The sequence below is a fragment of the Vibrio harveyi genome (assembly GCF_030060435.1).
GTDB classification, from domain to species: Bacteria; Pseudomonadota; Gammaproteobacteria; order Enterobacterales; family Vibrionaceae; genus Vibrio; species Vibrio harveyi.
In genome coordinates this window covers 2,106,537-2,120,509 of sequence record NZ_CP125875.1, presented here as the reverse complement: position 1 = coordinate 2,120,509, position 13,973 = coordinate 2,106,537, and the positions used below count along the sequence as shown (strand labels likewise).

Here is a 13,973-nt window from a genome sequence, read left to right as displayed (position 1 = left end):
CAAGGGAGGGTGCTCAAATGAAATGGATGTTAACACTGTGCTTATTACTCTTAGCACCGATGAGCTGGGCAGAAGAGAGTAAGTCGGCTAACACAAAAGCAGCTAAGTACGAAGGTATCGAGATTACGGTAAACGTAAATACAGCTTCAGCGCAAGAGATTGCCACCATGCTAAAGGGTATTGGTGAAAAGAAAGCGAAAGATATCGTCGAATATCGTAATGAACACGGTCCTTTTAAAACCGTTGCGGATCTGACCAAAGTGAAGGGCATTGGCGATGCCACGGTGAAAAAGAATGAAGAGCGTATTTTGTTGTAATCAACGTTCTTGCCATTAAAAAGCGAAGTTTCTGTTTCCTATTACTGCTTTCCCGAACCAATCTTCTTTAATGGTTCGGGATTTTTTTGTTTGGTTAGCTTAAATGCGAAAATGGAGTGTGAAGAGCTCTTTTTAGCGTTTTGCCAAGGGAGCTAACCAAAGAGACGACGGTGTAGCAATTTTTCTAACCCAGCCATACCTAGACCACCAATTGCGCCAAATAAATGCGCATCAACAGCAACACGAGCCCCAATCATTGCAGCTGTACTAGTCGAAGGACCGTAGAACTGTTCCCAGGCGATTTTCGCAATTAGACCACCAACGAGCAGCATGCTGCTTCTTCTGCCATCAAAAACTTCACTCAGAGCCCAGAAACCGAACAATCCGTGCAGTACCCCTGATAAACCAACGTAAACCGACATATTAGTGAACAAGTTCATTGCACCAACAAAGGCGCACAAGACAATGAACACAATGAGAAAGTTGCGCACGGTAGGGCGGAAAATAAAACCAATAATCCATAGACCAGCTAAGTTCATACCAAGATGAGCAAAGTTGGTATGCGTCAAATTTCCTGTTACGATTCGCCACCATTCGCCATGGCGTATATTGTATGCATGCCATTCAGTTAGACTTGCCATTGGCTCGAATTGAAGTATTAAACAGATGACGCTGATGATGCTCAGCAATGTATAAAGGTTCACTCTATGTCTCGTTATTGTTCTCAGTGTGGAAAATCGCGCAAAGCTTGTATCTGCCAATGGATTGTATCGCTAGCAAACGAGGTTGAACTTATCATCCTTCAGCATACGAGTGAAGAGCATCGTCCTCTCGGTACGGCACGGATTCTCAATTTAAGCTTAAATCATTGTACTTGCTTGATTGGTGAAGATTTTTCTGACGATTCAGTTTTAAATGCCTTGCTTGAGGATGCAACGTACCAGCACTTTATTCTGTATCCTTCAGAGCAGTCGTTGTGTCTTTCTCAGTTGGCAGATGAACGATCTGATTCTACTAAGAAAACTCGTTTGATTTTACTTGATGGGACATGGAAGAAAGCTTACAAGATGTGGCAGCTTTCGACCAATTTACAGTCTATCCCCACGGTGAAGTTGCCGGAGAATCTACAAGGTCACTACACCATTCGTAAAGCACCGTCTGAAAACAGCTTATCGACGGTAGAAGCTGGGTATCATGCGTTAAGCTTGTTAGAGCCAAACCAAGATTTCACACCTTTATTGGCGGCGTTTGAGAAGATGATTGAGTTCCAAATCGCCCAGATGCCTCCGGGCGTATTTGAAAAGAACTATCTGAAAGCTCGTTAAGCTGAAAGGGGATTAAGGTTCAGCCGTCCTTTTCGGTTAGAGCACGATTGAAGAAAACAACTGACGGTGTAGCTTTTGTGCATGCCCGTCAGTCATCGCCGAGATGTAATCTGCTATCACTCGCATTTTTGCGCTCTCGGTGGTGGCAGTTTGCCACAAGGTTTGGGTGTGTGTAGGAAGTAAGCGTTCAGGATCGGCACTTAATGCCTCAAACAAATCCATGATGATCTGTTGACCCTTATACTCAACAATCTGCACCTGATGCACTTGAATCACATACTTACTAACAAAGTGTTTGAGGACTTCAAGCGCTTTTGCCATCTGTGGTTCTAAGCAGGCGTTCCAAGCCAGCAGCGCATTGTTAAATGGTTCATCGACGACTTTAATTGAGATACTGGTAAGTAGCGCATTGACCATACCGCCGATCGCATCTTTGCGCTCATGATGTTTGCCACTAAACAACATCTGCCCGATTGATCCAATGTGTTCTTCAAACCACGGGTCACCACAATCTGCCAGTTGGCTTGCTGCTCCTTCTTGCCATTGTTGGCGAGTGACCATTCCCAGCACAATTGCATCTTCCAAATCATGTACGCCATAAGCAATGTCATCGGCGAGTTCCATGATGGAACAATCGAGTGACTTGAAGCGAGTTTTACAGTGTTCAAACTCTGATTCCGGACGACAGCGCATTTGGCTTAACAAGGTTTTGTCGTTGTCGGTTAATGGTGCAATGACCCAATTGAACAAATCCTTATCGCAGTCGTAGATCCCCTTTGCTGGGCACCAGTCTTTGGCTTTTAGCTTGCGTTGGTGTTCGACTGGGTCAGGTAAGCAGACTGCACGAGTTTGGCTAAGTAGCGCAGGGTATTTGATCAAACCAAGTAGCGCGCGTCGCGATAAGTTCATACCAAAGTGCTCAGTATATGGCTCTAGTTTGGTGACGATACGAAATGTTTGAGCATTCCCCTCAAAGCCGCCATGCTCACGCATCATGTAGTTGAGGGCTACTTCACCACCATGTCCATAGGGAGGATGACCAATGTCGTGTGCTAAACAGAGAGAATCGATCAAGCTGTCAGACGGCAGAAGATCTCGAAACTCTGGTTGCTTTTTCTTGAGCTGCGCTACGATACCCGTTCCCAATTGCGCGGCTTCGAGAGAGTGGGTTAAGCGAGTTCGGTGGAAGTCTTCTAAGCTGTTGCCGTGGACCTGAGTCTTCGCCTGTAAGCGGCGGAAAGCCGCAGAGTGCAAGATGCGCGCACGGTCACGCTGATATGGGCTGCGATGATCGTCACGGCGGATCTTATGTTCATCGTCATGGCGCTCTTGCCATGAAGTATCTAATTCAAACGACACGTTTCTCTCCATCAACTAACTGATTTCATCCAGCGATAATTCAAAACTTGGGGCAAAGATATGAAGGAAGTATTCCATTTCCGGTGTTTTACGTTCTTGCAAAGTGATGTCGAGACGCTTCTTGGCGAGAGCAAACTCGTGATTACCTGCACTAAGTTCTTCGAGACATTTTAAATATGCACAGATGGAATCAGCTTGTTTCACGATCAATGCATCTTCTTCATGCGCAGAGTGCGACAACAGGTAGGGAGCAAAATCGTCTTGAAACTCCTCAGGCAACATGGACAGTAACTTTTGTTCCGCAGCTGCTTCGATCTTCTTATATTCTTTAGAGATTTCTGGGTTGTAGTATTTTACAGGAGTTGGCAAGTCACCAGTTAACACCTCACTGGAGTCGTGGTACATGGCTAGAATTGCTATCCGTTCAGGATTGAGGTTGCCGCCAAACTTCTTGTTTTTGATTAAGGCGAGGGCATGAGCGACAAACGCGACTTGCAAGCTGTGTTCAGAAACGTTTTCCGGTGATACCGAGCGCATCAAGGGCCAGCGTTGGATGAGCTTCATTCGTGCCAAGTGGGCGAAAAAATGGCTTTCTTTCATTGCTGTCTCCAATTTTGATTCTGATACAAAAAAAGGAGCTCACTAGGAGCTCCTCTAAGCATATGAGAGTTCAGTAGTAATTACTACTGGCTATACGTTGTTAAGAACCGTTCAAAGCGACTAATCGCGGTTTCGAGATCTTCTACGTGGGGTAAAGTCACGATACGGAAGTGATCGGGTTTTGGCCAGTTGAAGCCAGAGCCTTGTACCAACAATACCTTCTCTTGTTTTAAGAAATCCAAGACCATTTGTTGGTCATTTTTGATGTTGTACATCTTGGTGTCGATTTTCGGGAACAAGTACATCGCGCCTTTTGGCTTCACACACGAAACCCCAGGGATCTGATTGATCAGTTCGTAAGCGCGGTTTCGTTGTTCAAGAAGACGACCACCTGGCAGGATTAACTCATTAATACTTTGGTAGCCGCCTAACGCGGTTTGGATTGCATGTTGCATTGGTACATTGGCACACAAACGCATTGAAGACAGCAGTTCGAGACCGTTGATATAGCCTTGTGCCAAATGTTTAGGACCCGTTAGGAACATCCAACCACCGCGGAAACCACAAACACGGTATGCTTTTGACAGACCGTTGAAGGTCATTACCAATACATCGTCAGTAAGTGTTGCGACAGAAGTGTGTGTTGCACCGTCGTAAAGTACTTTGTCGTAGATTTCGTCGGCGAAGATCATCAACTTATGCTGACGCGCAATCTCAATCACTTCTAAAAGGAAATCACGGCTGTAAACCGCACCCGTTGGGTTGTTCGGGTTGATGAGAACAATACCGCGTGTTTTTGGCGTGATTTTCTTTTTGATGTCTTCTAGATCTGGATACCAGTCCGCACCTTCATCACATAAGTAATGAACAGGCTTACCACCTGATAGCGCAACAGATGCCGTCCACAATGGGTAATCCGGTGCTGGGATCAGCATTTCATCGCCATTATTCAATAGCGCTTGCATTGCCATTACGATGAGTTCGGAAACACCGTTGCCTACGTATACATCTTCCACATCCAGAGAACGGATGCCTTTACGTTGGTAGTGCTGCACGACGGCTTTACGTGCTGAGTAAATACCCTTGGAATCACAATAGCCTTGAGAAGTTGGTAGATTACGGATTACATCTACTAGAATCTCATCAGGGGCGTCAAAACCAAATGGGGCGGGGTTACCAATGTTTAGCTTTAGGATTTTATGCCCTTCTTCCTCCATGCGTTTAGCATGTTTGAGTACAGGACCCCTAATGTCGTAGCAGACATTGTCGAGTTTTGACGACATCCCGATATTTTGCATTGTTTAATTCCTAAAAAATCGTTAATTTCTTTATTAAAATACAATAATTTGTTTTTTATTAGAATATAAATCTGTAAATTATCCGTTTAGTGGCTAAGTTTTGTCCTGTCGCCATCACAGGATTTTGCAAAAGATCGCATACGACCTTGATTTGCTTTGGGTCTAAACTTAGAGTAGCCGTCAGTTACCACTAATCCTCACATATTTCGAGGTTGATTTGTCACAGTTCCACCAAGCCGTAAATAGAATTATCGAGCGAGTTCAGCAAACGGAAGGCAATCAAACACGTTTAGTCGAGCCACTCAACGAGAAACCAAATTTTGCGTTTATTGACTGGCTTGAAGCACAACCACTTTTTCCCAAGTTTTACTGGCAGTCCCGTGATACTCGTGAAGAAGTTGTTGCCCTAGGTCAGCTCCATTCTTTTGTTGAGCCGGGACCTGCATATACGATCCTTGGAGAAGGTCAACGTGTATGGGGTGGTCGTTCATTCGATGGTCAGCACGAGAAAAATCGTCGCTGCATGCCATCTTTCTTTTTTCTTCCTCAAATCGAGTTGATTCGCTTCGATCAACAATGGTCGCTCGCAGTCAATATCTCAGAAGATAAAACCCGTACATTAGCAGGCTTAAAAAAGCTGGTTTGTGATGTGCCTAGCCTTGCGCCTATTTCTTCTCATATTCGATCTATTGACCACGCGCCAACTGAGCCTGAGTGGAACACGCTAGTAGAAAAAGTGCTGACAGGTATTGAAAACGATGATTTCAAGAAAGTGGTTTTGGCTCGCAAAACAGTGGTTCAACTAGATTCGACACTTTCTGCTGCGCAGTTACTTAAAGCAAGCTACTTAAATAATCACCACAGCTTTCATTTTCTATTGAGTCTAGACAGTAAACACAGTTTTATGGGGTCAACGCCTGAGCGTCTTTATTCACGCGTTGGTCATGAGCTTCATACCGAAGCTTTAGCCGGCACTATTGGTCGTGGCGATAATGCAAAGCAAGATATGGAGCTAGCAAACTGGCTATCTCAAGATTCTAAAAATCTGAATGAAAACCAATATGTAGTGGATGACATTATCGATCGTTTGTCGCCGCATTCAGAAAGCGTTGAGGTCGAAAACGAGCCTCGCTTAGTACGTTTAAGAAAAGTTCAGCACTTGAAGCGTAATATTCACGCTGAACTGAAAGCTGGAATCAATGGGGTTCAGCTTCTTTCCGCTTTACAACCAACCGCTGCAGTCGCGGGTTTACCACGCAAGGAATCGATGCAGTTTATTCTGGATAACGAACCGTTTGCTCGTGGTTGGTATGCAGGTTCGATGGGTTATATTAGCCATGAACGTGCAGAATTTTGCGTTGCGATCAGAAGTGCTTTGATCTTAGGGGATCAAGTTCAACTGTTTGCTGGCGCGGGTATTGTTCCAGGCTCCATTGCAGAACATGAATGGGCCGAGTTAGATAAAAAAATGTCGACGTTACTTTCTCTTATTTCAGATCACCCACCGCTTGGGGTTGCATCATGAGTGCCGATCAAGCTGTTTTGAATCGCATCTGGTCTGAAACCATCCTGACAGAATTGAACCGCTTCGGTGTGAATCACGTTTGTATTGCGCCTGGTTCTCGCTCTACACCTTTAACAGTAGAAGCGGCAGATAACCCCAATTTTACTATTCATACTCATTTTGATGAGCGTGGATTAGGCTTCATGGCGCTCGGACTTGCTAAAGCAAGCAAAGAGCCGGTCGCATTGATTGTGACTTCTGGCACTGCCGTAGCGAACTTATTGCCTGCGATTGCTGAAGCAAAGTTGACTGGTGAAAAGCTGGTGGTACTGACCGCTGACCGCCCTGTTGAATTAGTAGGTTGCGGTGCAAACCAAGCCATCAACCAATTGGGTATTTTCGCTGAGCATGTATCGGACAGTTTAAACCTTCCGAGTCCGACATTATCAACGCCTCTTAATTGGTTGCTGACTTCTGTTGATGAAGTGATGTTTACGCAACGCCTAAGAGGCAGTGCGGTGCACATTAACTGTGCCTTTCCTGAGCCTTTGTACTCGAACACTGAAAAGAGTACGTACCAAAGCTACTTGGACACGGTTGCAGGTTGGAGAGACAGCAAAGTCACGTATTGTCAGCGATTTAACCCTAAAACCAGCAGTGCGATCCCAAGTTGCGGCGATAACAAAGGCGTGGTAGTCATCGGAAGCTTGCCATTAGTTCAAGCGCAAGCGGCTCGTGTATTTGCGGAACAGATGGGGTGGCCGATACTTGCCGACCCACAAAGTGGAGTGAGTTCTGATTGGGCGCACTTTGATTTATGGCTACAAAACCCAAGGTTGGCAAGCCAGCTTGATGACTGCGATTTGATTGTTCAGTTCGGCAGCCGAATCATTTCTAAGCGTTTTAATCATTGGTTAGAGAGACATGTTTCTCGCAATCAGCATGGTGGGGATATTCAATATTGGTATGTCTCTCCACGGTTGGATCGTGACAATCAAAGCCACTTGCCTCAATGGCATTGGGCAGAGCAGCCAAGCGCGTGGGTAGAGCGTACTACAGAGTTTGAATCGGAGTATTCCGGCTGGGCAGATGACCTTGCTGCTGACATCAAACAGGTGACTCAGCATGCGAAAGGTTTGTTTGTCTCCGATCCTAAGAGTGAATTGAGTGAAATTGCTTTGGCAATAGATGTTGCGGAGCGGTCTCAAGGGGTGGACTTGTTTGTTGGTAATAGCTTGTTTGTTCGCCTAATCGATATGTTTGGCAAACTGGACAATACCGAAGTCTTCACTAACCGTGGCGCTTCGGGTATTGATGGATTGTTTGCTACGGCAAGTGGTGTGCAACGAGCTCGTCAAAATCCAATGTTGATGTTCCTTGGCGATACTTCTGCTCTATATGGATTGAACTCACTAGCGCTGTTTACACACAGTGAATTACCTTCGGTTTTAGTGATCACGAATAACGATGGTGGTGCGATTTTTGATTTACTGCCAGTGCCACAAGAGCATAGGGAGTCTTTCTACCAAATGCCCCATGGCTATGAGTTTGAGCATGCCGCTAAGCAGTTTGGATTAGAATACAGTAAACCAAGCACGCTGGCAGAGTACCAAACGTTAGTAGCACAACATTTGGCGACAGGTCGTGGAGCATTGGTGGTCGAAGTGCAAACGCCGTCAAATCAAGCGGTAGAGCATCTTAAATCCTTCAATAAGAATCTACATGCTCTATTCTGAACACTTTCCTGCAACGGAAAAACACCAAGGTAGCGCATTACCTACGTTGGTGTTTTTGCATGGTTTGCTTGGCAGTGGTGAGGATTGGCAAACGTGTATGGCAGCTTTGCCACAGTATGACCGAGTAACGATTGACTTACCCGGGCATGGGCATAGCCAATCTATTTTTTGCCGTGACCTGAATGATTGCTGCAAACTGCTCCATTCCACACTATCTTTACTATTTCCCTCACAACAACCGTTTATTCTGATTGGTTATTCAATGGGTGGGCGCATTGCTATGCATGGTCTTGCGCACCAGTGTTTTCTGGATCTCAATATTTGCGGTGCGATTATCGAAGGGGGAAACTTCGGGCTGCAAAGCGAGTCAGAAAAACAAGCACGGTTTAGCAACGATGCGCATTGGGCGAGACGCTTCAAAACAGAGCCTCTTGCCTGTGTTTTGAACGATTGGTACCAACAGTTGGTCTTTTCTTCACTAAACCATGAGCAAAGACAAACATTGATTGAGAAACGAAGTGCTAATCTTGGTTCAGCAGTTGCGGACATGTTGCTTGCGACGTCTTTAGCAAGGCAATCTTACTTGCTGTCTGCGCTGCAACAACAAACCATTCCGCTGTATTACATTTGCGGTTCAAAAGACAAGAAATTTAGTCAACTGGCTGAGAGTAGCGGGTTGGCGTATCTGCAAGTTGAGGGCGCTGGACACAATGTCCATCAAGAGCAACCACAACAATTTGCGATGCACATTAATCAAATATTTCATTCTCACTTTGGGTGAGAGCAACGAGAACAATGGGAATCACCATGGCTAAAACAGTAGGCATTTCTGAAGAAGAACTTTACGCTCCGGTTCAATGGAAAGATTGCGGCGAGAAATACGAGGACATTCATTACCACAAGTCTGAAGACGGTATCGCGAAAATTACTATTGCACGTCCACAAGTGCGTAATGCGTTCCGCCCTCAAACGGTGAAAGAGATGATTGATGCGTTGGCAGATGCACGCTACGACTCTGGTGTTGGCGTGATCATTCTAACGGGTCTAGGCGAAGACGCTTTCTGTTCTGGCGGTGACCAGAAGATCCGCGGTGATTACGGCGGCTATAAAGACGACCAAGGCACTCACCATCTAAACGTATTGGATTTCCAACGCGACATCCGTACTTGTCCAAAACCAGTGATCGCATCGGTTGCAGGTTGGGCTGTCGGTGGTGGTCATGTTCTTCACATGATGTGTGATCTAACGATTGCAGCTGATAATGCACAATTTGGTCAAACGGGTCCTAAAGTCGGTTCATTTGATGGTGGCTGGGGTGCATCTTATATGGCTCGCATTGTTGGCCAGAAGAAAGCTCGCGAAATCTGGTTCCTATGTCGCTTCTACAATGCACAAGAAGCAGTAGATATGGGACTAGTGAACACAGTTGTGCCACTAGAAGACCTAGAAAAAGAAACCGTTCGCTGGTGTCGTGAAGTTCTACAACATAGCCCTATGGCGCTACGTTGTTTGAAAGCGGCACTCAATGCAGACTGTGATGGTCAAGCGGGTCTGCAAGAGCTTGCTGGTAACGCGACAATGATGTTCTACATGACGGATGAAGGCCAAGAAGGTCGTAACGCATTCAACGAGAAACGTCGCCCAGACTTCGACAAATTCCCTCGTAACCCATAATCCGTATAAGAAGAGGAGCCATGCGCTCCTCTATTTCGTTTTCGTCCTGAGCGCCTCGCCCTCTGGGAGGCTAGCGGGTTTTCTCGCTAAAGAGCTCAGAATATACGGCATTACATAGGATTCGAATTATGCGTAAAGCGAAGATTTATCGTTACTGCTTGCCAATGGACAGTGGCGTGATACTGCGTGATAACAAGTTGACGGAACGTACAGGTTATATCGTTGAACTGTCCGAAGGCGATAAAATAGGTCGTGGTGAAGTCGCTCCACTGGTTGGTTTTAGCTTGGAAGGTGTGGAAGAAGCCGGTATTCAATTGCAAGCTCAGGTTGAACGCTGGGTTGCGAACTTACCTTTGGATTACAACCACATGTATCCATCGGTTGCGTTTGGTTTGTCGATGGCTCAACTGGAGCTTGAAGGTGGTTTACCTACGCAAGGTAAGCACCAAGTCGCGCCTTTGTGTAACGGTGACCCAGACGATCTGATCCCAAAACTGAACGAAATGGAAGGCGAAAAAGTCGCGAAAGTAAAAGTCGGTCTGTATGAACCGATTCGTGACGGTATGCTGGTGAACTTGTTTCTTGAGTCGATTCCACAGCTAACGCTTCGTCTTGATGCAAACCGTGCTTGGACGCCAGAAAAAGCGCAGCAGTTTGCAAAATACATTGCACCATCACTACGCCAGCGCATCACCTTCTTGGAGGAGCCATGTCGCTCTCCTGGCGACAGCCTGTCTTTTGCAATCAATACGGGGATCGCTATCGCGTGGGATGAGACGTTGCAAGATGCGGTTCGTCGTGAAGATTTCAGCTTGGAAGATCTTACTGGTGTGAAAACCATCATCATCAAGCCAACGTTAATCGGCTCGGTTGATTTCTGTATTAAGCTGATTGAAAAGGCGAAGACGCTGGGCATTAAAGCCGTGATCAGCTCAAGCATTGAATCGAGCTTAGGTCTCAACCAACTTGCGCGCTTAGCACAATGGCAACTACCAAATGAGATCCCAGGTTTGGATACCATTGGTTTGTTTAAAGCGCAATTAGAGCAGGGCTGGCCGAAGTGCGATCTTCCAGTTATTCCGCTGTCAGAGCAGGAGTTAGTGTGGCATTCAGCGTAGATGATATTGCGATTGCACCTTGGAAATACTGGGCTCAAGTGAGCCCTTTTTCTATTGCGCTTGAAACAAACAAAGCGTCGCTCAATTGGCAGCAATTAGCGGCACGGATTAGCCATTATGTTCATTCCCTGCAACAGCAAGGTGTGATGAATGGAGATGTGGTGACGTTAGTCGGTAAGAATCAAGTTGAAACCCTGTGGTTTTATCTTGCCGCTCAGCAGTTAGGAGCGACTGTTGCTTTAACCATGCCGCAGCCTTTTGAGGCTCTGTCTGGCAAACTAACGACATTATACAAACCGAACCAGCAACGCTTTGTTTGGTTTGCTGATGGTGCCGTTGGTTTGTACTCAGAAAATCAGTTATCACAACTTAGTGCTACCTTGTTGTCGATTCCAGACACTAACACCGATGATTTATCAGTGCTCTCTACTGACGGATACTCGCATGATGGATTCGCATCTATCGTATTTACCTCTGGTTCAACCGGTACGCCCAAAGCGGTTGTTCATACACATAGACAACACCTTTCTTCAGCTCAAGGTCTGTTGGCTGAGTTTCGGTTCGACCAACAAGGTACGTGGTTACTCTCTCTGCCGCTTTATCATGTTTCTGGTCTTGCCATTATGTATCGCTGGCTGTTCGCTGGTGCAACCATTAAGGTCGGAAGTGGAAGCCTTACGGACGATATTGTTGGTGTCTCTCATGCTTCTTTAGTCTCGACCCAGCTTAAGCGTTTGCTGGACGAACAAGTTGAATTGTCTCTCACGCATGTATTACTGGGTGGTAGCCACGTCGCACATGAGCTCGCACTACGAGCGACACAACAAGGCATTGAGACTTGGCTAGGCTACGGCATGACGGAAGCCGCTTCAACGGTGACAGCAAAGCAAATAGACAGCATCAGCAATGCAGGTCACCTATTGCAAAATCGAGATATTAAGCTGGAGGAGCAACGCATTTATATTGGCGGGCTCACTCTCGCAACTGGCTACTTCAATCAAGGAAGTATTACTTCTCTGCTTAATGATGATGGTTGGTTCGACAGTAAAGACTTAGGTGAGTGGCAAGGCGATGAACTTAAGATCATTGGACGAGCAGACAACCAATTCATCTCTGGCGGTGAGAATGTTCACTGCGAAGAAATTGAAGCAGTACTGAACCAAATCGAGGGTATTTCGCAAAGCATTGTTGTGCCAGTAGAAGATGCGGAATTTGGACACCGACCAGTGGCTGTGATTCAAACTGAATCGTTATTGAGCAAAGTACAGTACGAGCAATACCTAAAAACTAAGCTAGAGAAATTCAAATGGCCAGTAGCGTATTACGCAATGCCTCAAACTCTGTTAGGTGGTGGTATTAAAGTGTCGCGCAAAGCAGTGAAAGACTGGCTAAAAAATGAAGTGCAAAACGGTGACTAAGCGTTATTGCACTTCAGGGGGATGTGGTGATGGTGAGTCACCACAATTCTTTAGTTAGCGAGCGCGACTTTCATCTGCTCAGCCACTTTATCTACTTTGCCCAATCCGATAATCACTTGTAAGCCGCCTTTACCAATCATAACTACGCCAGCAGCACCTAGTTGTTTTAGCTTAGCTTCATCGGCTAGAGAAGAGTCTTTTACAGTCAAGCGAAGGCGAGTAATACAATTGTCCACCTCGAGAATGTTATCTGCACCACCAATCGCTGCGATGTAGTCTTTCGCCAATTCACCAATGTTCTCAGTGACTTCTTTTTCCATATCCTCGCCGCGACCGGGTGTACGTAAGTTGAACTTAATAATCGCAAAGCGGAATACGCTGTAGTAAATCGCGAAGAAAACTAAACCTTGTGGGATCAGCATGTACCATTTGGTCGCCAGCGGGTTTTGGCTTGATAGTACGAAGTCAACGAAGCCTGCAGAGAAGCCAAAACCTGCCATCCATTGCATGCTTGCCGCAATGTACATTGAGATCCCCGTTAATACTGCGTGAATCAGGTACAACATTGGCGCTAAGAACATGAAGCTGAACTCTAGAGGTTCTGTGATACCAGTGAAGAAAGACGCCATCGCAGCAGCCAGCATGATAGAAAACACTTTGGTTTTGTTTTGCTTATCAGCGCAGTGATAAATCGCAAGAGCGGCACCTGGTAGACCAAACATCATAATTGGGAAGAAGCCAGCTTGGTACATACCAGTTTTGCCGATCACAGCCGTACCATTGGCAATAGACTGTGCGCCGCCTAAGAAGTTTGGAATATCGTTGATGCCAACCACATCAAACCAGAAGACTGGGTAGAGCGCGTGGTGCATGCCGATTGTCAGCATCAAACGGTTAAAGAAGCCAAAGAGACCTGCGCCTAACGCCCCCATGGATTCGAGCTTAGTCCCGAAAATAATTAATGCATCGTAAATCACAGGCCATACATAAAGCAGGACAAAAGCCAAAGCCATGCCAGCGATAGAGGTTAAGATTGGAACCAGACGCTTGCCACTGAAGAATGCCAACGCCTTTGGTAGCTCAACACCAGAGTAACGGTTATAGATTTCTGCTGAGATCACGCCAACTAGAATACCGATAAACTGGTTGTTGATTTTGTTGAACGCATCAGGCACTTCGTCAGCACTAATATCCATCAATTGAGTAACGGCACCCGGTGCTAGTAATGTGGTTAGCACCATAAAACAGATAAAACCAGATAAAGCGGCAGAGCCATTCTTATCCTTACTTAATCCGAAAGCGACACCAACGGCGAACAGTACCGCCATGTTATCAATGATGGCTCCACCGGATTTAATTAGGAATGCCGCTAAAACACTTTCAGAGCCCCAACCGACCGGATCAATCCAGTAGCCAATCCCCATTAATATTGCCGCAGCAGGTAGGGTCGCCACGGGTACCATTAATGCCTTACCGACTTTTTGCATATAGCCGAGTATATTCATATTTGCCCCTATAATTTTAATGCCACCTAAAACATGATCTATGTTTGAAAGTGGCGTTTTTATTTAGTTTCTAGAGACTATTTGAAACTTAATTATCGACGCAAACAAACGAAATCACT

13 protein-coding genes are annotated in these 13,973 nt (G+C 45.9%); 8 read left to right on the top strand and 5 right to left on the bottom strand.

The window, feature by feature from the left end; translation table 11 throughout:
- Positions 1 to 17 precede the first annotated feature (17 nt).
- Positions 18 to 317 carry a ComEA family DNA-binding protein gene (locus tag QMY49_RS10095; protein ID WP_005446580.1) on the top strand — a complete coding sequence of 100 codons (300 nt, stop codon included), beginning with the start codon at positions 18 to 20 and terminating at the stop codon, positions 315 to 317.
- A gap of 152 nt (positions 318 to 469) precedes the next feature.
- On the opposite strand, the gene rrtA is transcribed toward QMY49_RS10095, so the two are convergent.
- Positions 470 to 1,021 (bottom strand): rhombosortase, encoded by a 552-nt coding sequence (gene rrtA / locus QMY49_RS10090; RefSeq protein WP_005446582.1) that lies wholly within the window; start codon positions 1,019 to 1,021, stop codon positions 470 to 472.
- A 3-nt stretch (positions 1,022 to 1,024) separates the two neighbouring features.
- Here rrtA and QMY49_RS10085 point away from each other — a divergent pair, with 3 nt between their 5' ends.
- On the top strand, positions 1,025 to 1,642 hold the full coding sequence (locus QMY49_RS10085) for a tRNA-uridine aminocarboxypropyltransferase (protein ID WP_005446584.1): 618 nt from the start codon (positions 1,025 to 1,027) through the stop codon (positions 1,640 to 1,642).
- Between the two features lie 36 nt (positions 1,643 to 1,678).
- Here QMY49_RS10085 and QMY49_RS10080 read toward each other — a convergent pair whose 3' ends face one another.
- From QMY49_RS10080 to QMY49_RS10070, 3 genes are all read right to left on the bottom strand, one after another.
- Complete coding sequence (locus tag QMY49_RS10080; RefSeq protein ID WP_283314107.1) at positions 1,679 to 3,013, bottom strand: anti-phage deoxyguanosine triphosphatase; 1,335 nt, start codon at positions 3,011 to 3,013, stop codon at positions 1,679 to 1,681.
- 3 nt (positions 3,014 to 3,016) lie between these two features.
- Positions 3,017 to 3,601, bottom strand: a complete 585-nt coding sequence (gene yfbR / locus QMY49_RS10075; RefSeq protein ID WP_026000131.1) for a 5'-deoxynucleotidase — start codon at positions 3,599 to 3,601, stop codon at positions 3,017 to 3,019.
- Between the two features lie 83 nt (positions 3,602 to 3,684).
- Positions 3,685 to 4,899, bottom strand: a complete 1,215-nt coding sequence (locus QMY49_RS10070) for a pyridoxal phosphate-dependent aminotransferase (protein ID WP_005446588.1) — start codon at positions 4,897 to 4,899, stop codon at positions 3,685 to 3,687.
- 217 nt (positions 4,900 to 5,116) lie between these two features.
- Between QMY49_RS10070 and QMY49_RS10065 the strand changes: the two genes are divergently transcribed.
- The 6 genes from QMY49_RS10065 (at position 5,117) to menE (ending at position 12,349) form a co-directional block, all read left to right on the top strand.
- Complete coding sequence (locus tag QMY49_RS10065) at positions 5,117 to 6,424, top strand: isochorismate synthase (protein WP_017188355.1); 1,308 nt, start codon at positions 5,117 to 5,119, stop codon at positions 6,422 to 6,424.
- Positions 6,421 to 8,139 carry a 2-succinyl-5-enolpyruvyl-6-hydroxy-3-cyclohexene-1-carboxylic-acid synthase gene (gene menD / locus QMY49_RS10060; RefSeq protein ID WP_009698339.1) on the top strand — a complete coding sequence of 573 codons (1,719 nt, stop codon included), beginning with the start codon at positions 6,421 to 6,423 and terminating at the stop codon, positions 8,137 to 8,139. Before QMY49_RS10065 ends, menD begins: the two co-directional genes overlap by 4 nt.
- Positions 8,126 to 8,920 (top strand): 2-succinyl-6-hydroxy-2,4-cyclohexadiene-1-carboxylate synthase, encoded by a 795-nt coding sequence (menH, locus tag QMY49_RS10055; protein WP_009698338.1) that lies wholly within the window; start codon positions 8,126 to 8,128, stop codon positions 8,918 to 8,920. The genes menD and menH overlap by 14 nt, the downstream gene beginning before the upstream one ends.
- Before the next feature lie 26 nt (positions 8,921 to 8,946).
- Positions 8,947 to 9,813, top strand: coding sequence for a 1,4-dihydroxy-2-naphthoyl-CoA synthase (gene menB / locus QMY49_RS10050; RefSeq protein WP_005446595.1), 867 nt, complete (start codon positions 8,947 to 8,949; stop codon positions 9,811 to 9,813).
- A gap of 128 nt (positions 9,814 to 9,941) precedes the next feature.
- The gene (gene menC, locus QMY49_RS10045) at positions 9,942 to 10,931 is read left to right on the top strand and encodes an o-succinylbenzoate synthase (protein ID WP_005446597.1); all 990 of its coding nucleotides are present in this window, start codon (positions 9,942 to 9,944) and stop codon (positions 10,929 to 10,931) included.
- Complete coding sequence (gene menE / locus QMY49_RS10040; protein WP_283311295.1) at positions 10,916 to 12,349, top strand: o-succinylbenzoate--CoA ligase; 1,434 nt, start codon at positions 10,916 to 10,918, stop codon at positions 12,347 to 12,349. Before menC ends, menE begins: the two co-directional genes overlap by 16 nt.
- 50 nt (positions 12,350 to 12,399) lie before the next feature.
- Here the strand turns inward: menE and nagE are convergent, their stop codons facing one another.
- Positions 12,400 to 13,854: an N-acetylglucosamine-specific PTS transporter subunit IIBC gene (nagE, locus tag QMY49_RS10035; protein ID WP_050904053.1), complete on the bottom strand. Its 1,455-nt coding sequence runs from the start codon at positions 13,852 to 13,854 to the stop codon at positions 12,400 to 12,402.
- Positions 13,855 to 13,973 lie beyond the last annotated feature (119 nt).

What these genes read in the sequence shown, in the direction of transcription:
- menB (WP_005446595.1), top strand. Translation starts at nt 8,947, where the DNA reads ATGGCTAAAACAGTAGGCATTTCTGAAGAAGAACTTTACGCTCCGGTT.
- QMY49_RS10070 (WP_005446588.1), bottom strand. Translation starts at nt 4,899, where the DNA reads ATGCAAAATATCGGGATGTCGTCAAAACTCGACAATGTCTGCTACGAC.
- menH (WP_009698338.1), top strand. Translation starts at nt 8,126, where the DNA reads ATGCTCTATTCTGAACACTTTCCTGCAACGGAAAAACACCAAGGTAGC.
- QMY49_RS10080 (WP_283314107.1), bottom strand. Translation starts at nt 3,013, where the DNA reads ATGGAGAGAAACGTGTCGTTTGAATTAGATACTTCATGGCAAGAGCGC.
- nagE (WP_050904053.1), bottom strand. Translation starts at nt 13,854, where the DNA reads ATGAATATACTCGGCTATATGCAAAAAGTCGGTAAGGCATTAATGGTA.
- QMY49_RS10085 (WP_005446584.1), top strand. Translation starts at nt 1,025, where the DNA reads ATGTCTCGTTATTGTTCTCAGTGTGGAAAATCGCGCAAAGCTTGTATC.
- menC (WP_005446597.1), top strand. Translation starts at nt 9,942, where the DNA reads ATGCGTAAAGCGAAGATTTATCGTTACTGCTTGCCAATGGACAGTGGC.
- QMY49_RS10095 (WP_005446580.1), top strand. Translation starts at nt 18, where the DNA reads ATGAAATGGATGTTAACACTGTGCTTATTACTCTTAGCACCGATGAGC.
- menD (WP_009698339.1), top strand. Translation starts at nt 6,421, where the DNA reads ATGAGTGCCGATCAAGCTGTTTTGAATCGCATCTGGTCTGAAACCATC.
- yfbR (WP_026000131.1), bottom strand. Translation starts at nt 3,601, where the DNA reads ATGAAAGAAAGCCATTTTTTCGCCCACTTGGCACGAATGAAGCTCATC.